Below are 17,465 nucleotides of genomic sequence, written 5' to 3'. Positions count from 1 at the left end.
GCTACGGCGCCTTTTTCTTTGCCCTTTGGTCTGTGTTTAAGACATCAGAGATCACCCACAAGCGGTCCTGACCCCAGATGTTTTGACCGTTGACGCGGAAGCTGGGCACGCCCCACAAACCGATTTCGTGCAGGCGGTTCTGGTTGGCCTCGACCCGATTACGCCACTCAGTTGAACCCAGCTCTGACTTGGCTTCACTCCAGTTCAAACCTGCGGCTTCCGTGATTTTGGCCAAACCCGCATCTGTGGCTGCATCAATCCCTCGCGACCACACGGTCGACAGGAAGGCCGAGCAATACTCGGCCAGACACCCGCGCTTTTCGGCGTGGCCCAGTAAGGCGTAACCACGCTCAACCCCCGCCCCCAAGGGATCGGAAATACAACCGAACGGGATACCCAATCGCCGTGCTTCGCGGGTGCAATCGTGCAGGATGTACGATGACTTTGCGGGCGGCACCGGCAATCCGCGCATCAGCATCGGCAGCACGGGCTTGAAGATCAGATCGGCCTGACTTTTGCGCGCAAGGTCGCGAACGCGGTCAAAAGCCAGATAGGAATACGGGCTGCGGAAGGAGAAAAAGAACTCGATCTCTTGGCCCTTTGCGGTCACTGGCTGTGGCGTGATATCGGGCACAATCGGCGCGGGCGCTTTTCCCAGACCCAGGTCTTGTAACCGGGCTTCCAGATAGTGCAGCCGGTCGAGCCCCCAATAGATCTCGCCCCCATAGGCAAAACACCCGCCTTGATAATGCCCTACCGAAGCAAGCGCCTGATCGCCTGCAGTCTTTGCAGGCATGGGGTCTGTCTCTGGCCCGAGCGGAAGCAGCCCTCCTGTCCACACGGCCTGTGTCACGGCCTGCGCGATCGACGCAAACTCATCCGTGCCCAGCCCTGCGGCCAGTTTCTTTTCAGCTTTCTTAATGGTCTCAGGGTCGGGGTTGGAAAGCGTTGGCGGAACCAGACCAAGGCGACCTGCCACACGCACAACATCGCGGACTGCATTGCGCCGGTATTCGTCGGGTGCGGGCATCATGTCCTGCGGCGGGCCGGAAATCAGGTAGGGCTGAAGACTGATCCCGTATCTACCCTGAAACTGCTGCAACACTTGCACGGTCAAAAAACTGTAGGGATCTGATATGTCGTGAAAATACCGGACTACATGAGGTCGCCCGGCCAGCCGCCGTCTGACCTCATGCACGTAGCGGCGCGAGGTCTGAAGACGGCGACTGGTCAGCGCCATAGCTGCTTGGGTTTTAAGTTTGCGGCTGATTGACAAGGCCCCCTCCGGCAACGGTTACGAGGCACTGTAACGGCTGCGGCAGGAAAACCCATGCCGCAACACGGGAACGTGACGGCTACAGGTCGTAGAGCTTGCCGAACTTGTCCTCGAGATAGCTGAGCAGAGGTTCCGGCCCCGGCTCCATCCCGCTGGCGCGCTGGATGGTGTCACGCGGGGCGTACAGCCCGCCATAGCGCTGCAGGTTTTCGCGCAGCCAGCCGGTTGCACCGGACGTATCGCCCTCGGCCAGTTGCATATCCAGATCCGGCACCGCAGCGCACAGCGCCTGATAAAGGCACCCGGCATAGACATTGCCCAGCGAATAGGTCGGGAAATACCCCAACAGCCCAACCGACCAGTGCACATCCTGCAGGCACCCGTTCGAGGGCCTATCGACCGCATAGCCGAAATCAGCCTTGAACCGGTCGTTCCACGCAGCCTCAAGATCGCTGACCCGCAGGTCCCCGGCCATCAGGGCGCGTTCCAGATCAAAGCGCAGCATGATGTGCAGGTTGTACTGCACCTCATCCGCCTCGGTGCGGATATAGCCGTTATGGACGCCGTTCACCGTGGCATAGAAGGCGTCGGCATCCATGATCCCGATATCTCCGAACGTCTTCACCATCTGACCGAATAGCCAGCCGGTGAAAGCGCGTGAGCGGCCCAGCTGGTTCTCGTAAATCCGGCTTTGGCTTTCATGTACGCCCATCGACACGCCCTGCCCCAGTGGCGTCAGCGCGTAGGCGGGGTTTATGCCCTGTTCATAGGCGGCGTGGCCGACCTCGTGAATGGTCGAATAGAAGCAGTTGAACGGGTCGGTCTCGCTGGTGCGGGTGGTGATCCGCACGTCCAGCCCGCTGCCCGAACTAAACGGATGAACCGCCTTGTCGACACGGCCAGTATTCAGGTCATAGCCGAAGGTGGTCGCCAGTTTTTGCGACAGGCGCATCTGCGCCAGTTCGTCGAACCCACCGGTCAGGGCTTGCGGCGCAGGTTTATCCAGAACAGCCGCGCGCAGGGCCACAAGACGCGGGCGCATCTGGTTGAATATCTCGGCAATCTGTGCGCCCGTTGTATAGGGTTCATAATCCTCGACCATGGCGTCGTAGACATCACCGCCTTGCGCCAGCGCCGCGCCTTCTTCGCGTTTCAGCGCAACGACCTCTTGCAACACGGGTAGGAACGCCGCCACGTCCTCATCCGCACGGGCCTGCGCCCAGGTGCCCTGCGCGGCCGAGGTCACACGCGCGATGGCTTTCGCCAAATCGGCAGGTACTTTGACCGTCCGTTCATAAGATCGGCGGATGTCACGCAGTTGCGCGCGGGCGACGTCGTCTTGCGGATCGGCCTGTTCCAGCCATTCAGCCACGCGCGGGTCGGATCGGCGGGCGTGCAGCACCGCCTCGATCGCGGCCATTTCTTCGGCGCGTTGCGGGGCCGCGCCGCGGGGCATCACCGTTTCCTGATCCCAGCCTAAACGCCCGGCAATTTGCCCGAGGGCCGAGGTTTCGCGCTGAAAGGCCATCAAGTCGTCATAGGCGGTCATCGGGGTCAGGCTCCGCGGATTGAGGTGGCGATGGGGTAAGCGGTCAGGAACCGCGCGCGCAGGATCAAGGTCCAGACGACGACGGCCATGAACTGGTGGAAGATGGCAAGCTGCCACGGGGCCGCGTAGACCACGGTCAGGATGCCGATGACCACCTGCAGCGACAGCGCCGCGAAGGCCGCGTTGAAGGCAAAGCGCGTCTGCGGGTGCGCGCTGGTGCTGCCACGGCGCCAGACGATGATGGCGAAGATGAACAGCAGGTATCCCGCGCACCGGTGGATGAACTGCACCAGACCGGGGCTTTCAAAGAAGTTTCGCCACATCGGTTCCAGCATCGTCGCGTCGGGCGGCAGCAGTTGCCCGCCGATCAGGGGCCAGTCGGTATAGGACCGACCAGCGTCGATACCCGCCACCAGCGCGCCAATGAGTATTTGCAAAAAGGCGAAGTGCATGAGGCCGGTCGACAGCGAGAACAATTTCGCCTCTTTCGCGCGGCGGGCCTGCATCAGGTCGCGTTCTTCACGACCCAGCTCAAAGATGTACCACGCGAGGAAGCCAAGGATTACGAAAGCCAGCCCCAGATGAACCGCCAGGCGATAGCTGGCGACGGCAATCATGCCTTCGCCCTGCGTCACGCCCGAGGCGACCATCCACCAGCCGACACCCCCCTGAACACCGCCCAGAGCACCGGGGATCAGCAGTTTCCCGGTCCAACCGGACGGAATTTTCCGCGCCACGAGGAAGCCAAGGAAGCCAAGCGCCCAAACCAGACCGATCACGCGGCCCAGCTGGCGGTGGCCCCATTCCCACCAGTAGATCGATTTGAAATCACTCAGCTCCATCCACTGGTTCTGGATGCGCCATTGGTCGATCTCTTTGTATTTGTCGAACTCGGCTTGCCACTCGGCCTCGGTCATCGGTGGGATGGCCCCGGTGATCGGGCGCCATTCGGTGATCGACAACCCGCTATCGGTCAGTCGTGTGAGGCCACCAACGGCGATCATTACAACGACCAGCGCAAACAGTATCATCAGCCAGACGCGGATCGCCCCGCGCGCGCCGCCACGGCCCCGGTCGATCATGCCGGGCTGCACCGCCTGTTGTTTCTCGGTGTCCGAGACCTCTTCGAAGATGCTGCGCTTACCGCTCATGCCGTCCTCATGTCCTTGATTTGTCCGCAAGCTAGGGCCATGGCGGGCCGAGGTCCAGCCTTAGCCCTTATCCTTCCAGCGGACCATCTGCCGCATGATGCCGTGCAACATCTGCACATCCGACCGCGTCATCCGCATCCGCGACCACAGGTTGCGCAGGTTGGTCTTCATGCCTTCGGCCTTTTCCGGAGGATAGAAGAATCCGGCCTCTTCCAGCCGGTCTTCGTAATGTTCGACCAGCTTTTCAACCTCGATCCCCGTGGCCCAGTCGCCCTTGCCCAGATCGGTGGCCTCATGCACCACGTCTCCGGTCTGGCGCATCCACTCATAAGCGGTCAGCAGCACACACTGCCCGAGGTTCAGCGAGGCGTATTCGGGGTTCACCGGCACTGAAATGATGGCGTTGGCCTTGGCGATGTCCTCATTCTCCAGCCCTGCCCGTTCGGGGCCAAACAGCACGGCCACCTTCTCACCTGCCGCAATCTTTTCGGCTGCGATCTGCATGGCGCGTTCGGGGCTGTAGACCGGCTTGGTCAGGCCCCGCTGCCGCGCCGTGGTGGCAAAAACAAAGGTACTGTCGGCGAGCGCTCCGGCCAGATCGTCAAACAGCTGCGCCTCATCCAGCAGCCGCCCGGCCCCGCTGGACATTGCTACGGCCTTGGGGTTCGGCCACCCGTCGCGCGGGGCGACGATCCGCATCCGGTCCAGCCCGAAATTCCACATTGCCCGTGCGGCGGCACCGATGTTTTCGCCCATCTGTGGGCGCACGAGCACAAAGGAAGGCTGAGATTTATCGCTGGGCATCACTGTCTCCGGAAAAACTTCGGGATGCTGTAAGCGTCGCATTGGCGCAGGGCAAGGCGTTGGGTCGATCAATTGCGCCTTTATTGGGCATAAAAGTTTGCTTCCCCGGCGCAATCCGCTAAACCGCGCCAAAGACAAAAGCCGAAGGACGCGCCATGGACACCCCCGAGCAGCCGCAGATTTACCTGATTACGCCTCCGACCATTGCGCTCAGCACTTTCCCCGAACAGTTGGGTCGCGTGCTGGACGGAGCCGAGGTTGCCTGTATCCGGCTAGCACTGGCGGGCAGTGACGAAGACACCATCGCCCGCGCTGCTGATGCGTGTCGCGAGGTGGCTCATGCGCGGGACGTAGCTATCGTGATTTCGAACCACGTCCTGCTGGCGCAGCGGCTGGGGCTGGACGGGGTGCATCTGGATGACGCAGCCCGTTCCATTCGGGCTGTGCGCAAGGAACTGGGTGCGGATGCTATCGTCGGCAGTTTCTGCAGCGCGTCCAGCCATGACGGCATGAGCGCCGGAGAGGCTGGCGCAGATTACGTGGCCTTTGGTCCGGTTGGCGCGTCGGCTCTGGGTGACGGAACCATCGCCGAAAAGGACCTGTTCCAATGGTGGTCCGAGATGATCGAGGTTCCGGTTGTCGCCGAAGGTGGCCTTACCTCCGAGTTGATCCGCGACCTCTCACCCCATACCGATTTCTTCGGCATCGGAGACGAAATCTGGTCGCAAGATGATCCGGTCGCCGCGCTGAAAACCCTGACTGACGCGATGTGAGCGTTAACCCTTGCACCCACCTCGGGGCTGCGGCATGAGTTCGTCATGACTCAGAACAGCGAAATCCTGTGTATCGGCTCGGTCCTGTGGGACGTGATCGGGCGCTCGGCCAGCGCCATGCGGCAAGGTTCCGACGTGCCGGGGCGGATCACCCGCCTGCCCGGTGGTGTGGCCATGAATATCGCCATGACGCTGGTGCGGTTCGGTATGACCCCAACCCTGCTGACCGCCATAGGCCGCGACCCCGAAGGCGACGAACTGGTCACCGCCTGCAATCGTCTGGGCATGATGACGGACCATGTCTACCGCTCTCAGGATTTGCCGACCGATCGCTATATGGCCGTCGAAGGCGCCAACGGTCTGATCGCCGCGATTGCCGATGCCCATTCGCTTGAGGCTGCAGGGGCTAAAATCCTGCGCCCCCTGATGCACGGGCCGCTGGGCTATGAGAATGCGCCGTTTGAAGGCCCAATCGCGCTGGACGGCAACCTGACGCTTACCCTGCTAGAAGAAATCGCTCAAAGCCCCGCCTTTGCGCGGGCGGATCTGCGCGTGGCCCCGGCCTCGCCCGGCAAGGCAGAGCGCCTGCTGCCCTTCCTGAAACACGCGCGCGCGACGCTGTACGTGAACCTCGAAGAAGCTGGCATCCTGTGCCAGCGGGCGTTCACCGATTCCGAATCCGCAGCCAAAGGCCTGCTGGACCGCGGGGCGCTGCGGGTGCTGGTCACGGATGGCGGCAACTCGGCCACCGTCGGCAGCGCGGACGAAATCCTGACGCAAACACCCCCCTCTGTTCTGGTCACCCGCGTGACCGGCGCAGGGGACACCTTCATGGCGGCGCATATCGCCTCAGAATCCGGCGGCGCATCCTGCGACGAGGCCCTGACCCGCGCCCTGAACGCCGCCGCAACCTACGTTTCCGGAGAAACCCCACTGTGATCGACATCCAATATTCCGCCGAAATCCGCGCTGCCAAAGACGCAAACCAGCCCATCGTTGCGCTGGAAAGCACCATCATCACCCACGGGATGCCGTACCCTCAGAACATCGACGTCGCGGCACAGGTCGAACAGGACATTCGTGACGCCGGAGCGGTTCCGGCCACAATCGCGGTGATCGACGGCAAACTGCATGTCGGGCTGGAATCCGATCAGCTTCAGGCTCTGGGCCAGGCGCAGGGCGTCGCCAAAATCTCGCGCGCCGACATGGCGGCCTGCATCTCGACCGGCGGCACCGGGGCCACCACTGTCGCCGCCACCATGATCGCCGCGCATTGCGCCGGGATCGAGGTGTTCGCGACCGGCGGCATCGGTGGTGTGCATCAGGGGGCAGAAACCTCGTTCGACATTTCGGCTGACCTGCACGAACTGGCGCAGACACCGGTGACGGTTGTGGCTGCGGGCGCGAAAGCAATCCTTGATCTGGCCAAGACGCTGGAAGTACTGGAAACGCTGGGCGTTCCGGTCATCGCCCACGGGCAGGACGAATTCCCCGCCTTCTGGTCGGCCAAATCGCCTTATGCCGCGCCCCTGCGTATGGACAGCGCCCAAGGCATCGCCATGGCCCACGCCACCCGCCGCGCGCTTGGCCTGCCCGGAGGACAGCTGGTCGCCAACCCGATCCCAGCCGCCGATCAGATTCCGTCCGAGGAGCTGGCCCCCATCATCGCCTCGGCTCAGGCCGATGCTGACACACACCGGATCACCGGCAAAGGCGTCACTCCCTACCTGCTGCAGCGAATTTACGAACGGACCGAGGGCCGCTCGCTGACCGCCAATATCGCGCTGGTCCGCAATAACGCGAAACTGGCAGCCGGAATCGCGCGTGCGCTGGCCGCGCGGACTGAGTGACATAAACCTATTGTACCAAGGCCCCGGACTGCTTAACTAATTCGGCACATCACTCAGGACTGCAATGAACACGCCTTTTGACGAAGAACCTCACCGCCGCCCGGGTCTGTTCTCCAGGCTGCGCGCGTCTTTTCTGACGGGCATCGTCGTCATCGCGCCGGTGTGGTTGACCATCTGGCTGATCTGGTCCGTGGTGGGCTGGGTCGACAGCGCGGTGCTGCCGCTTATCCCGCAGCAATTCCAGCCCGAGGAATACGTGGGCGTCAATCTGCGCGGCGTCGGAGTGGTGATCTTCCTGATCTTCACCGTCCTCGTCGGCTGGATCGCCAAGGGCATTCTGGGTCGCTCGCTGATCCACTTCGCCGAGAGCCTTGTGAACCGGATGCCTGTCGTTCGGTCAGTTTATTCCGGTATCAAGCAGATCTCGGAAACCGTGTTTGCCCAGACCGAGCGGTCCTTCGAAAAGGCCTGCCTGATCCAGTACCCCCGCCGCGGTATCTGGGCGATCGGGTTCGTCTCGACCACCGCCAAGGGCGAGGTCAGCGAACGCGCTGAAACAGGTGGTCAACTGCTGAGTATCTTCGTCCCGACCACGCCCAACCCGACCTCGGGCTTTTTGCTGTTCTTTCCCGAAGAGGACGTGATCCTGCTGGACATGTCGATCGAAGAGGCCGCAAAGCTGGTGATTTCCGCCGGGCTTGTCTATCCGAACGAAAAAGACCCGACGCAGCCGCCGGAATAATCAGCCAAACATTTCCGGCAGGTCCACAGTGCTGCGTTCACCCAGATCAGCTTTGTGATCATAGATAAACCGCTGAGCCGCCGCGCGTCCGGCCTCTTTCAGCTTATTCAGGATCACCGGGTTCGGCACCGTCTTTGTCGCCACCGACAGATCGTTCATCAACGCGTCATCCGCGATCATGTGGACCAGAACGCGGCTCATCTCTCCGGCCTTCAGCTTGCCTTCGGCCAGCAAACGCTGAACGAAACTGATCGCGCGCAACTCGCGGAACAGCGAGGAGTTAAAGCTGATCTCGTTGATGCGGTTCTGGATTTGCTGCGGTGTCTTCGGCACCTCGACGCGTTCCAGCGGGTTGATGTTCACAATCACCACGTCATCAGGCAGATCGTTGTTGAACAGCGGGTAAAGCGCCGGGTTGCCGGTATAGCCGCCATCCCAATAGGCCTCGGTCCGGCCCGATTTGGGATCGAAGATTTCAACCGCCTGAAACAGCGTCGGCAAACAGGCCGAGGCCAGAATGGCATCCGTCGAGATCTCATCCCCGGTGAACACCCGAATCTTGCCGCTGCGCACACAAGTGGCACAGACATGCAAACGCGGGCCTTCGTCGGCGCAGATCTCATCGAAGTTGAACCGGTCCACCACCGGCTCCAGCGGGTTGCGGTAGAACGGACCATAGGCATAGGGCGATACCAGCCGCGACCAGGCATCCCCTACGGAGAACGGCAGAGAATACTCCATCGCCTGTGCAATTTGCGCGGGTTCGAGGGCCTGCATCCAGTTGGCAAGGCGCATGTCACCGACCGCGCCCATCCGCTCCCACAGCCCGTTCAGATTGGCACGCGCACCGTCGCGCCCATCCCGCACCATACCGGACTTGAACGCAGCCCCGTTCAGCGCCCCGGCTGAGGTCCCGGTGATCGCAGCAACTTCGATATCTTCCTCATCCAGCAGCCGGTCGAGCACACCCCAGGTGAACGCGCCATGCGCCCCACCGCCCTGCAAGGCCAGATTGATCCGTTTCACTGTGGGTCTCTCTTTCGTTGAAGCCAAAGTAGGCGTTGTAGAAACGAAGCAGCCGCAATTCCAAAAACGATAAAACCCAGTAATCGGTAGAGGGGAAAACTATCAGCTGCATGAAGCCCGTCTGACAATCCCAACCAAACATATGGATCAACCAAATAGGTCAAAAACGAGATCAAAAAAGCGAATGACACCAACGAAAACACCCATGTGATAAAGCGCGCCGTCGCCACTTCTTCTCCTGAACCTCGTCCGAAATACTCAACCCAACGCTCTTTTGCAGTATTATCGTCGATACACCAAATTCTTCATCCCATGATGGCTGAGGCCAAAAATGCCGATATTCCCGAAAAAAACGCGGCACCCGGTGCATCTCCAATGCTAACTTGCCATCCTGCGAGCGCAGCTCCGACAATTACCCATAGCCATGGCTTAAATATTGCCCAGAAACTCAACACTTGCTCCCTTGTGGCGTAATGATCAAAGGGCCGTCCAGCCACCATCCACCGAAATCGTCGTACCCGTGATCTGTGCCGCTGCATCCGAGCACAGGAACACGGTGGTGCCGCCCAGCTGCTCGACCGTCGCGAACTCCTTCGAGGGCTGACGTTCCAGCATGACGTTCTTGATCACGTCCTCGCGGCTCATGTCGTATTCTTTCATCGTGTCGGGAATCTGCGCCTCGACCAGCGGCGTCAGCACATAGCCCGGGCAGATCGCATTGCAGGTGATCGGCTCTTGCGCGGTTTCCAGTGCCACGGTCTTGGTCATCCCGACGACCCCGTGCTTGGCCGCGATATAGGCCGCCTTATAGGGTGACGCGGTCAAACCATGCGCCGAGGCGATATTCACGATCCGCCCCCACCCGGCCGCACGCATCATCGGCAGAGCCGCCGCCATGGTGTGATAGGCCGAGTTCATGTTGATCGCAATGATCGCATCCCATTTGTCCACCGGGAACTGGTCGATCGGCGCGACGTGCTGAATCCCCGCGTTGTTCACCAGGATATCGCAGGCCCCTGCCTTTTCGATCAGCGCGCGGCATTCACCGCCAACAGACATGTCTGCCTTGATATAGCGCGCCTTGGTGCCGGTCTCTTGCGCGATCTCAGCGGCCAGCGCGTGATCTTCACCCCGATCGGTGAACGAGTTCAGAACCACATCGGCCCCGGCTTTCGCCAGCTCGCGCGCGACGCCCAGACCGATCCCCGAATTCGATCCCGTGATGATCGCCGTTTTTCCCGAAAGGTTCATGGGCTCTCTCCCTCAAAATCTGCGTTTCGCGCACAGTGCCATGCTGCATCTGCAAAGAAAACGGGGAAACATACAGGTTCCGGAGCCACACGAAAAAATGCCAAAAAAAACGCCCGCGCGAAGCGGGCGTTAAGTTATTGAGGCAGGTTTCATACAGGCAAGAAACCTATCGAGCAGTGCACCCTTTATACGCAATTCCCTGCCTTCGTCCAAGCTAAAAGTTTGAAAACAAGAAAAATCATCGGTACGATGAATCCCAACAAAATAAGGCCAGAGCAGGATTGTTTCCAAAATGCGCCCCGATTTTCTACGCCCCGTTCGCCCTGTGATTGCGGGAATCGCTTCTGTTTTTGCTGCCACAATTGCTCATGCAGAATCGGTCCATGGCATAGCTATGTACGGTGACCCCGCCCTACCACCGGATTTTGTGTCTCTACCCTATGCCAACCCCGAGGCACCGAAAGGCGGCAAAGTTGTTTTTGGCAATACAGGCGGCTTTAACAGTCTGAACCCCTTCGTACAGAAAGGCACCGCGCCGTGGCAGTTAAGGTTCTGGACCCACGAAAGCCTGATGGGCCGATCCTGGGACGAACCTTTCACTCTTTACGGGTTGTTAGCCGAATCAGTTGAGACCGCGCCCGACCGGTCCTGGGTCGAATTTACCCTGCGCGAAAACGCCCGGTTTTCGGATGGCGGCCCGGTGACCGTGGATGATGTCATCTGGTCATACCGGACGTTAGGCACCGAAGGGCATCTGCGCTATCGCGGGCTGTGGGGCAAGATCGACAGCATCGAACAGACCGGCCCGCGCACGGTGCGGATCACCTTCAACGAACCGGACCGGGAACTGGCGCTGATCGCCGGCCTGCGTCCGATCCTGCAAAAAGCGCAGTGGGAGGGGAAGGATTTCGCTGACGCCACACTTCATGATGTGCCCATCGGCTCGGGGCCTTATGTGGTCGAAAACTATGAGGCCGGTCGCTATGTGACCCTGCGCCGAAACCCCGACTATTGGGGCGCCGATATTCCGTTTCGCCGCGGCACCATGAACCTCGATGAGATGCGGATCGAGTTTTACGGCGACGGCACAGTTCTGTTCGAGGCGTTCAAGGCCGGCGAACTGACGGCAATACGGGAGTTCAACGCCGACAAGTGGGACACCCAGTACACCTTCCCCGCCGTGCAACGCGGCGACGTCATCAAGACCGAGATCCCGCACGGCAAACCTTCGGGCATGACCGGGTTTGTCATGAATACCCGAAGAGCCCCCTTCGATGACTGGCGTGTGCGCGAGGCCCTGCTGCTGGCGTTCAATTTCGAATACATCAACGATACGATCACCGGCGGCGCGCAACCCCGGATCGCCTCTTATTTCTCGGGTTCTGATCTGGGTATGCTGCCCGGCCCGGCCACCGGTCGCGTTGCCGAGTTGTTACAGCCCTATGCAGACGACCTCCTTCCCGGCACGCTGGAAGGTTATGCCCTGCCCGTCGGTGACGGTTCAGCCCGCAACCGCGCCAATATTCGCAAGGCAAACAAGCTGCTGACCGAAGCAGGCTGGACCGTTCAGGACGGCGTGCTGCGAAATCAGAACGGCAAGGACTTCGCTATCACCGTCCTGCTGCAACAGGGGGACACCGAAGGTCAGACGGCCATCGAAATCTATACCCGCGCACTTGAACGGCTGGGCATTCAGGTCACTGTTGAACAGGTGGACAGCGCCCAGTTCACCGGCCGCCAAGCTGAACTGGATTTCGACATGACCTTTTTCCGCCGTGCCCTGTCCCTGTCACCGGGCAACGAACAGCGTCTGTATTGGGGCAGCGAAAACGCCGACACTCAGGGTACGCGCAACTTGATGGGGGTTGCTTCTCCGGCTGTGGATGGGTTGATCGACGCCATGCTGGCCTCGGAAAGTCATGAGGATTTCGTGGCGGCCACCCGTGCGCTGGACCGGGTTCTGACCGCCGGGCGCTATATCATCCCGATCTGGAATTTCGACGTCGGGCGCATTGCCCACGCCAAAGAACTGAAACAGCCCCAGACGGTGCCGATCTATGGTGATGGACCGGAGTATATGCCGCAGGTTTGGTGGTACGAAGAGTGACCAAATCGGGCTGGTTATCGGCGTGATAGGCCTCAGGGCCTTCCACGCGGTGGTTTCTTTCATCTGCAGGTGAATGCGCCAGGAAGTGCAATGCCAAATGGTCGCACCTTTCGGCGGATTTCAGCACACGTTTTGACGCACGCCATATATCGTGCATCGATCTGCATCCTTTCTCTACATATAGAAACACCACCCATTTCCAGCTAAAAGTTGAAAAATAGCCACAAGGGGCTTTACGGATCCCATCCCAACGAGATAGCCTAACTGTATTTAGACGCACCGGTTGACCCGATAAATTATGATAAATTCGTTAGATAGATGATCATTCGACGCGTCACACTTTGGTTTTGCGGACCGGCCTCCACTCACTCACACCTCAGGTCCGTAGGCCCGTCGCGCGATCAGCGTGGCGGGCCTCTTTGACCCAACGTCAGATCAAACATGGTGCGACATTTTGTCATGCGCGCGGATTCCGGCGCCCTCCGTACCCTGATATGAGGGCCGAGCAGCCGTGAAACCCTAAATACGGATAGCTGACAAATGTTGAACTGGACTGACCTCACGCAAGACTGGGACGCTATGTATTCCCGCGCAAAACGGCGTTTTCCGAACCTGCGCGATCAGGACAAGGTGCGGCTGAGCAAAGACCGCAAAGGGTTCGAAGCGTATTTGGCCGAACGCCACCACCTGACCGTGAATGAAGCACACGAAGAACTTGAGGATTTTCTGTTTACCGAAGGCCTGAACCGCGAGTTCAGCCGGTCACTAAGCAAGTGACGTAACCCAGAGGATCGTTGCATCCTCGTCACTGACCGAAATCACGTTGTGCCCCATGCTGCCGTCGTAATAAGCGCTGTCCCCCCGACGCATTTCGACGGGTTCGTAGAACTCGGTATAAAGCTGGACGACCCCTGTCAGCACATACAGGAATTCTTCACCATCGTGACGCACCCAGCCCTCAAACTCATCCATTGATCGCGCACGCACGCGGGCGCGATAGGGCAGCATCTGCTTTTTCGTCAGGTTCTCGGCCAACAGCTCATGTTCATACGTCGTCGTGGGATGCGCGGCGCCTTCACCCATCCGCGTCACCGCCATGCGCCCGATCACCTGATCGCGTTGCGGCGGCGTGAACAGCTGCGGCACCGATATTTCCAACCCGATCGCCAGCTTTTTCAGCGCGTCATAGGTGGGCGACATCTGGCCGTTTTCGATCTTGCTGAGGGTCGAGCGTGCAAGCCCGGCCTGCGTGGCCGCCTGTTCCAGCGTCCAGTTCCGCGCCTTGCGCAGTTGACGCACGCGCGCGCCCAGATCAAGCGGTTCAAGCTCGGCATGGTCGCCCGAATCCCGGGCAATGCGGATCAGGGAAGGCTGTTCATTGGTGCTCATGGGTCAACTCTATAGGCCCAGCCCGTGCCGCTTGCAACGCGCCAAGCACCAAGGTAGCCAGTGGCCATGCTGTCTGTTTTTGATCAGGGGCCGCCGCTGCCTTGCCCCGCGCCATTCAATCTGGCCGCTCATGTGCTGCGCCGAACGGATGATGATCCGGAGAAGATTGCGTTGTCTGTGCTGCGTTCCGACGGCGCCGAGGACTGGACTTATCGCGCGCTCAGATCCGCCATTCTGGGCACCGCCACCGGCTTGTTGCGCGCAGGGCTGATACCGGGTGACATTGCGCTGATGCGGCTGGGGAACACGGTTGATTTCCCGATTGCCTATCTTGGGGCGATTGCGGTGGGGATCGTACCCGTGCCGACATCCTCGCAACTGACCCAGCCGGAAACCGAACGCATGATCGCGGAATTGAAACCGGCCGCCATTCTGCGGGACCCGACTGTTGCCTGCGCACCGCACCCGCTGCAGATCGCATTGTCTGCACTGACTGAAATGCGCACTCTGCGCCCGGCCGAGTTTCAAATGGGCGACCCCGAGCGGCTGGCCTATGTCGTCTATACCTCGGGCACATCCGGCAAACCGCGCGCCGTGGCCCATGCGCATCGCGCGATCTGGGCACGTCAGATGATGGTGGATGGTTGGTACGGGCTGCGGGATACGGATCGCCTGTGCCACGCGGGCGCGTTCAACTGGACCTATACGCTGGGCACCGGGTTGATGGATCCCTGGACCATTGGCGCGACCGCTTTGATCCCCGAACCTGGAACCGATCCGGGCGCCCTGCCCGCCTTGCTGCGGCAGCACCGCGCGACGATCTTTGCGGCAGCCCCCGGCGTGTTTCGCAAGCTGCTGAAAACGCCGGAGGACCTGCACCTGCCTACGCTCCGCCATGGCCTCTGCGCCGGTGAAAAACTGTCGCGGCACCTGCACGCACAATGGGTCGAGGCGACCGGGACTGAACTCTACGAAGCCTATGGCATGTCCGAGTGTTCCACCTTCATCTCCTCCAGTCCGGCCCATCCCGCGCGAGGCGAGTCGCTGGGGCAACCCCAACCGGGTCGCCGGATCGCGATCCTCGGGCCGGATGGCCCGGTGCATCAGGGGCAAGAGGGCACCATCGCCATTCACCGCTCGGACCCTGGCCTGATGCTGACCTATCTGAACGCGCCGGACGAGGCCGAGGCGCGGATGCAGGGCGATTGGTTCCTGACCGGTGATCAGGGCGCCATGGCCGTCGACGGGCAGATCACCTATCTGGGCCGCGACGATGACATGATGAATGCGGGCGGCTATCGCGTCTCACCGGTCGAGGTTGAGGCCACCTTGGTTAAATTCCCCGGCATCTCCCAGGTCGGAGCGGCGGCGGTTGAGGTCAAAGAAGACACATTCGTGATCGCCGCCTTCTATACCGGGCCGGAAAAGCTGGACGACGCGGCCTTGCAAACCTATGTGGAGGCAAATCTGGCGCGGTACAAACAGCCGCGCGCGTTCATCCACCTGCCCGAACTTCCGACCGGTGGCAACGGCAAACTCCTGCGCCGGGCTCTGCCGGCCTATTTCAAGGCGACCACACCATGACCCAGACCGTCAAACTCGACATCATGTCCGATCCGATCTGCCCGTGGTGCTACATCGGCAAAACCCATCTGGACAAGGCGCTGGCCGCAATCCCGGATCATCCGATGGTGATCGAATGGCACCCGTTCCAGCTGAACCCGGACATGCCGGATGAAGGCATGGACCGCCGCGAGTATCTGGAACGCAAATTCGGCGGCAAGGACGGTGCCGTTCAGGCCTATGCCCCGGTTGTCGAACACGCCGAGAAGGCCGGGCTGAGCATCGATTTCGAAGGCATGAAACGCACCCCAAACACGCTGGACGCCCACCGCCTGATCCACTGGGCCGGGATCGAGGGCAAGCAAAACGAGGTCGTGGACGCCCTGTTCGATGCCTATTTCGTGCAGGCCCGCGATATCGGCGACCACGAGGTTCTGGCCGATATCGCCGATAGTGTCGGCATGGACGCGGCCGTGGTTCTGAAACTGCTGAAATCCGACGCCGACCGCGAGGACATCCGCAATCGCGACAGCCATTCGCGTCAGATGGGCGTCAGTTCGGTGCCGACCTTCATTGTGGCCAACCAGCACGCTGTTCCCGGTGCGCAACCACCTGAAATGTGGGAAAAAGTAATCGGCGAGATCATGTCTCAACTTGAGGCCTCCCCTGCAAATTAGCACAGGGGTCTGTGCGCATTGATGCCTAGCGCCGCCTGACCTGTCGTGATAGCGCGATCAGGTCAGGAGGGCGCAATGGCCAATCGCATGTCAAAGGGTGAGTTCATCGCACTTGTCGCAATGATGTTTGCGACGATTGCGTTCTCCATTGACTCGATGCTGCCCGCCTTGCCCGAGATCGGCGCACAGCTTAGCCCCGAAGACATCAACCGGGCGCAGTTGATCCTGACCTCTTTCGTGCTGGGCATGGGGATCGGTACGTTCTTCATGGGTCCGCTGTCAGATGCGTTCGGACGCAAGCCGGTGATCTACGCCGGTTCGGCTTTATACATCGTGTCTGCTGCCGTGGCCTGGGCCAGCTCTTCGTTGGAACTGCTGCTGATTGCAAGGGTCGTGCAAGGTTTTGGCTGCGCCGCGCCGCGCGTGGTTGCCATGGCCATCATTCGGGATTTGTACTCGGGCCGTGAAATGGCGCGGATCGTGTCCATCGCCATGATGATCTTTACACTCGTACCAGCCGTTGCGCCGATGCTTGGTGCCGGGATGATCGCCCTCACAGGTTGGCGCGGGATCTTTGTCTCGTTCATCTTGTTCTCGGTGATCACCGTGGTTTGGATGGGCTTGCGCCTACCGGAGTCACTAAAACCCGAAAATCGCAGACCGCTGCGCCTGCCCTTGATGGCATCGGCCGCGCGCGAGATGTTCACTCATCCCACCGTCCGGGTTTCGATTTTCGTGCAAACCCTGTGCCTGGGTATGCTATTCACCACGCTGACCATGGTGCAGCCGATCTATGACGTGATCCACGACAGCGCCGACAGCTTCCCTTTCTGGTTCGGTTTCGTCGCCCTGATATCGGGATCCGCCAGCCTGCTGAACGCGGCGCTGGTGATCCGGGTGGGGATGCGGCGGCTTGTGACCTGGGCATTGGGTGCACAGATCGCGATTACAATTGGGGTTTTCATACTGAATTCAATGACCCTTTCGCCGAACCTGTCCTTTGCGGTGTTCGTGTTCTGGCAGACCTCGATCTTTTTCATGGCGGGCATGACGATGGGCAACCTGAACGCCATCGCGATGGAGCCAATGGGCCATATCGCCGGCATGGCGGCCTCGGTCATCGGTGCGGTCTCGACCGTTCTGGCTGCGGCCATCGCGGCCCCTATCGGATTGCTGTTCGACGGCTCGCTGACCCCGCTGACAACCGGTATTCTGGTCATGAGCGTGACCGGCTTTGGCCTGATGCTGCATATGGGCCGGATCGAAAACAGACTGCCCGCCTGACCTGTGCAGACTGCACGAATCCC

General features: G+C 60.6%; 16 protein-coding genes. 9 read left to right on the top strand and 7 right to left on the bottom strand.

Annotated features, from left to right (window positions below; translation table 11 throughout):
* Position 1 precedes the first annotated feature (1 nt).
* From ACOQFT_RS13860 to ACOQFT_RS13845, 4 genes are all read right to left on the bottom strand, one after another.
* Entirely contained in the window at positions 2-1,276 is a 1,275-nt protein-coding gene (locus ACOQFT_RS13860; protein ID WP_421598479.1) for a DsbA family protein, read from the bottom strand.
* A 79-nt stretch (positions 1,277-1,355) separates the two neighbouring features.
* Entirely contained in the window at positions 1,356-2,825 is a 1,470-nt protein-coding gene (locus ACOQFT_RS13855) for a carboxypeptidase M32 (protein WP_421598478.1), read from the bottom strand.
* Positions 2,826-2,830: 5 nt separating this feature from the next.
* Positions 2,831-3,976: a heme A synthase gene (gene ctaA / locus ACOQFT_RS13850; protein ID WP_421598477.1), complete on the bottom strand. Its 1,146-nt coding sequence runs from the start codon at positions 3,974-3,976 to the stop codon at positions 2,831-2,833.
* A gap of 60 nt (positions 3,977-4,036) precedes the next feature.
* Positions 4,037-4,780, bottom strand: a complete 744-nt coding sequence (locus ACOQFT_RS13845) for an RNA methyltransferase (protein WP_421598476.1) — start codon at positions 4,778-4,780, stop codon at positions 4,037-4,039.
* A 155-nt stretch (positions 4,781-4,935) separates the two neighbouring features.
* On the opposite strand from ACOQFT_RS13845, the gene ACOQFT_RS13840 reads away from it, so the two are divergent.
* The 4 genes from ACOQFT_RS13840 to ACOQFT_RS13825 all read left to right on the top strand — a co-directional run bounded on the left by ACOQFT_RS13840 (position 4,936) and on the right by ACOQFT_RS13825 (position 8,145).
* On the top strand, positions 4,936-5,553 hold the full coding sequence (locus ACOQFT_RS13840) for a thiamine phosphate synthase (RefSeq protein ID WP_421598475.1): 618 nt from the start codon (positions 4,936-4,938) through the stop codon (positions 5,551-5,553).
* A gap of 45 nt (positions 5,554-5,598) precedes the next feature.
* A complete protein-coding gene (locus ACOQFT_RS13835) occupies positions 5,599-6,492 on the top strand; it encodes a PfkB family carbohydrate kinase (RefSeq protein WP_421598474.1) in 894 nt (297 codons plus the stop codon).
* The gene (locus ACOQFT_RS13830) at positions 6,489-7,403 is read left to right on the top strand and encodes a pseudouridine-5'-phosphate glycosidase (protein ID WP_421598473.1); all 915 of its coding nucleotides are present in this window, start codon (positions 6,489-6,491) and stop codon (positions 7,401-7,403) included. Before ACOQFT_RS13835 ends, ACOQFT_RS13830 begins: the two co-directional genes overlap by 4 nt.
* 64 nt (positions 7,404-7,467) lie before the next feature.
* Positions 7,468-8,145: a DUF502 domain-containing protein gene (locus ACOQFT_RS13825; protein WP_421598472.1), complete on the top strand. Its 678-nt coding sequence runs from the start codon at positions 7,468-7,470 to the stop codon at positions 8,143-8,145.
* On the opposite strand, the gene ACOQFT_RS13820 is transcribed toward ACOQFT_RS13825, so the two are convergent.
* Positions 8,146-9,171, bottom strand: a complete 1,026-nt coding sequence (locus ACOQFT_RS13820) for a patatin-like phospholipase family protein (protein ID WP_421598471.1) — start codon at positions 9,169-9,171, stop codon at positions 8,146-8,148.
* Positions 9,172-9,648: 477 nt separating this feature from the next.
* Positions 9,649-10,422 (bottom strand): 3-hydroxybutyrate dehydrogenase, encoded by a 774-nt coding sequence (locus ACOQFT_RS13815; RefSeq protein WP_421598470.1) that lies wholly within the window; start codon positions 10,420-10,422, stop codon positions 9,649-9,651.
* A 292-nt stretch (positions 10,423-10,714) separates the two neighbouring features.
* Between ACOQFT_RS13815 and ACOQFT_RS13810 the strand changes: the two genes are divergently transcribed.
* Positions 10,715-12,529 carry an extracellular solute-binding protein gene (locus ACOQFT_RS13810; protein WP_421598469.1) on the top strand — a complete coding sequence of 605 codons (1,815 nt, stop codon included), beginning with the start codon at positions 10,715-10,717 and terminating at the stop codon, positions 12,527-12,529.
* A gap of 540 nt (positions 12,530-13,069) precedes the next feature.
* Positions 13,070-13,306 carry a hypothetical protein gene (locus tag ACOQFT_RS13805; protein ID WP_170325112.1) on the top strand — a complete coding sequence of 79 codons (237 nt, stop codon included), beginning with the start codon at positions 13,070-13,072 and terminating at the stop codon, positions 13,304-13,306.
* On the opposite strand, the gene ACOQFT_RS13800 is transcribed toward ACOQFT_RS13805, so the two are convergent.
* Entirely contained in the window at positions 13,295-13,918 is a 624-nt protein-coding gene (locus ACOQFT_RS13800) for an XRE family transcriptional regulator (protein WP_170443723.1), read from the bottom strand. The two genes, ACOQFT_RS13805 and ACOQFT_RS13800, sit on opposite strands and share 12 nt — an antisense overlap.
* Positions 13,919-13,984: 66 nt before the next feature.
* On the opposite strand from ACOQFT_RS13800, the gene ACOQFT_RS13795 reads away from it, so the two are divergent.
* From ACOQFT_RS13795 to ACOQFT_RS13785, 3 genes are all read left to right on the top strand, one after another.
* Positions 13,985-15,502 carry a class I adenylate-forming enzyme family protein gene (locus ACOQFT_RS13795; protein WP_421598468.1) on the top strand — a complete coding sequence of 506 codons (1,518 nt, stop codon included), beginning with the start codon at positions 13,985-13,987 and terminating at the stop codon, positions 15,500-15,502.
* Positions 15,499-16,158: a DsbA family oxidoreductase gene (locus ACOQFT_RS13790; protein WP_421598467.1), complete on the top strand. Its 660-nt coding sequence runs from the start codon at positions 15,499-15,501 to the stop codon at positions 16,156-16,158. Before ACOQFT_RS13795 ends, ACOQFT_RS13790 begins: the two co-directional genes overlap by 4 nt.
* A gap of 75 nt (positions 16,159-16,233) precedes the next feature.
* A complete protein-coding gene (locus tag ACOQFT_RS13785; RefSeq protein WP_421598466.1) occupies positions 16,234-17,442 on the top strand; it encodes a multidrug effflux MFS transporter in 1,209 nt (402 codons plus the stop codon).
* Positions 17,443-17,465 lie beyond the last annotated feature (23 nt).

The organism is Ruegeria sp. MALMAid1280 (assembly GCF_049195285.1).
Taxonomy (GTDB): Bacteria; Pseudomonadota; Alphaproteobacteria; order Rhodobacterales; family Rhodobacteraceae; genus Ruegeria.
This window is presented reverse-complemented; position numbering and strand designations above follow the sequence as displayed.

What these genes read in the sequence shown, in the direction of transcription:
- ACOQFT_RS13855 (WP_421598478.1), bottom strand. Translation starts at nt 2,825, where the DNA reads ATGACCGCCTATGACGACTTGATGGCCTTTCAGCGCGAAACCTCGGCC.
- ctaA (WP_421598477.1), bottom strand. Translation starts at nt 3,976, where the DNA reads ATGAGCGGTAAGCGCAGCATCTTCGAAGAGGTCTCGGACACCGAGAAA.
- ACOQFT_RS13845 (WP_421598476.1), bottom strand. Translation starts at nt 4,780, where the DNA reads ATGCCCAGCGATAAATCTCAGCCTTCCTTTGTGCTCGTGCGCCCACAG.
- ACOQFT_RS13840 (WP_421598475.1), top strand. Translation starts at nt 4,936, where the DNA reads ATGGACACCCCCGAGCAGCCGCAGATTTACCTGATTACGCCTCCGACC.
- ACOQFT_RS13835 (WP_421598474.1), top strand. Translation starts at nt 5,599, where the DNA reads ATGACTCAGAACAGCGAAATCCTGTGTATCGGCTCGGTCCTGTGGGAC.
- ACOQFT_RS13825 (WP_421598472.1), top strand. Translation starts at nt 7,468, where the DNA reads ATGAACACGCCTTTTGACGAAGAACCTCACCGCCGCCCGGGTCTGTTC.
- ACOQFT_RS13815 (WP_421598470.1), bottom strand. Translation starts at nt 10,422, where the DNA reads ATGAACCTTTCGGGAAAAACGGCGATCATCACGGGATCGAATTCGGGG.
- ACOQFT_RS13810 (WP_421598469.1), top strand. Translation starts at nt 10,715, where the DNA reads ATGCGCCCCGATTTTCTACGCCCCGTTCGCCCTGTGATTGCGGGAATC.
- ACOQFT_RS13805 (WP_170325112.1), top strand. Translation starts at nt 13,070, where the DNA reads ATGTTGAACTGGACTGACCTCACGCAAGACTGGGACGCTATGTATTCC.
- ACOQFT_RS13800 (WP_170443723.1), bottom strand. Translation starts at nt 13,918, where the DNA reads ATGAGCACCAATGAACAGCCTTCCCTGATCCGCATTGCCCGGGATTCG.
- ACOQFT_RS13795 (WP_421598468.1), top strand. Translation starts at nt 13,985, where the DNA reads ATGCTGTCTGTTTTTGATCAGGGGCCGCCGCTGCCTTGCCCCGCGCCA.
- ACOQFT_RS13790 (WP_421598467.1), top strand. Translation starts at nt 15,499, where the DNA reads ATGACCCAGACCGTCAAACTCGACATCATGTCCGATCCGATCTGCCCG.
- ACOQFT_RS13785 (WP_421598466.1), top strand. Translation starts at nt 16,234, where the DNA reads ATGGCCAATCGCATGTCAAAGGGTGAGTTCATCGCACTTGTCGCAATG.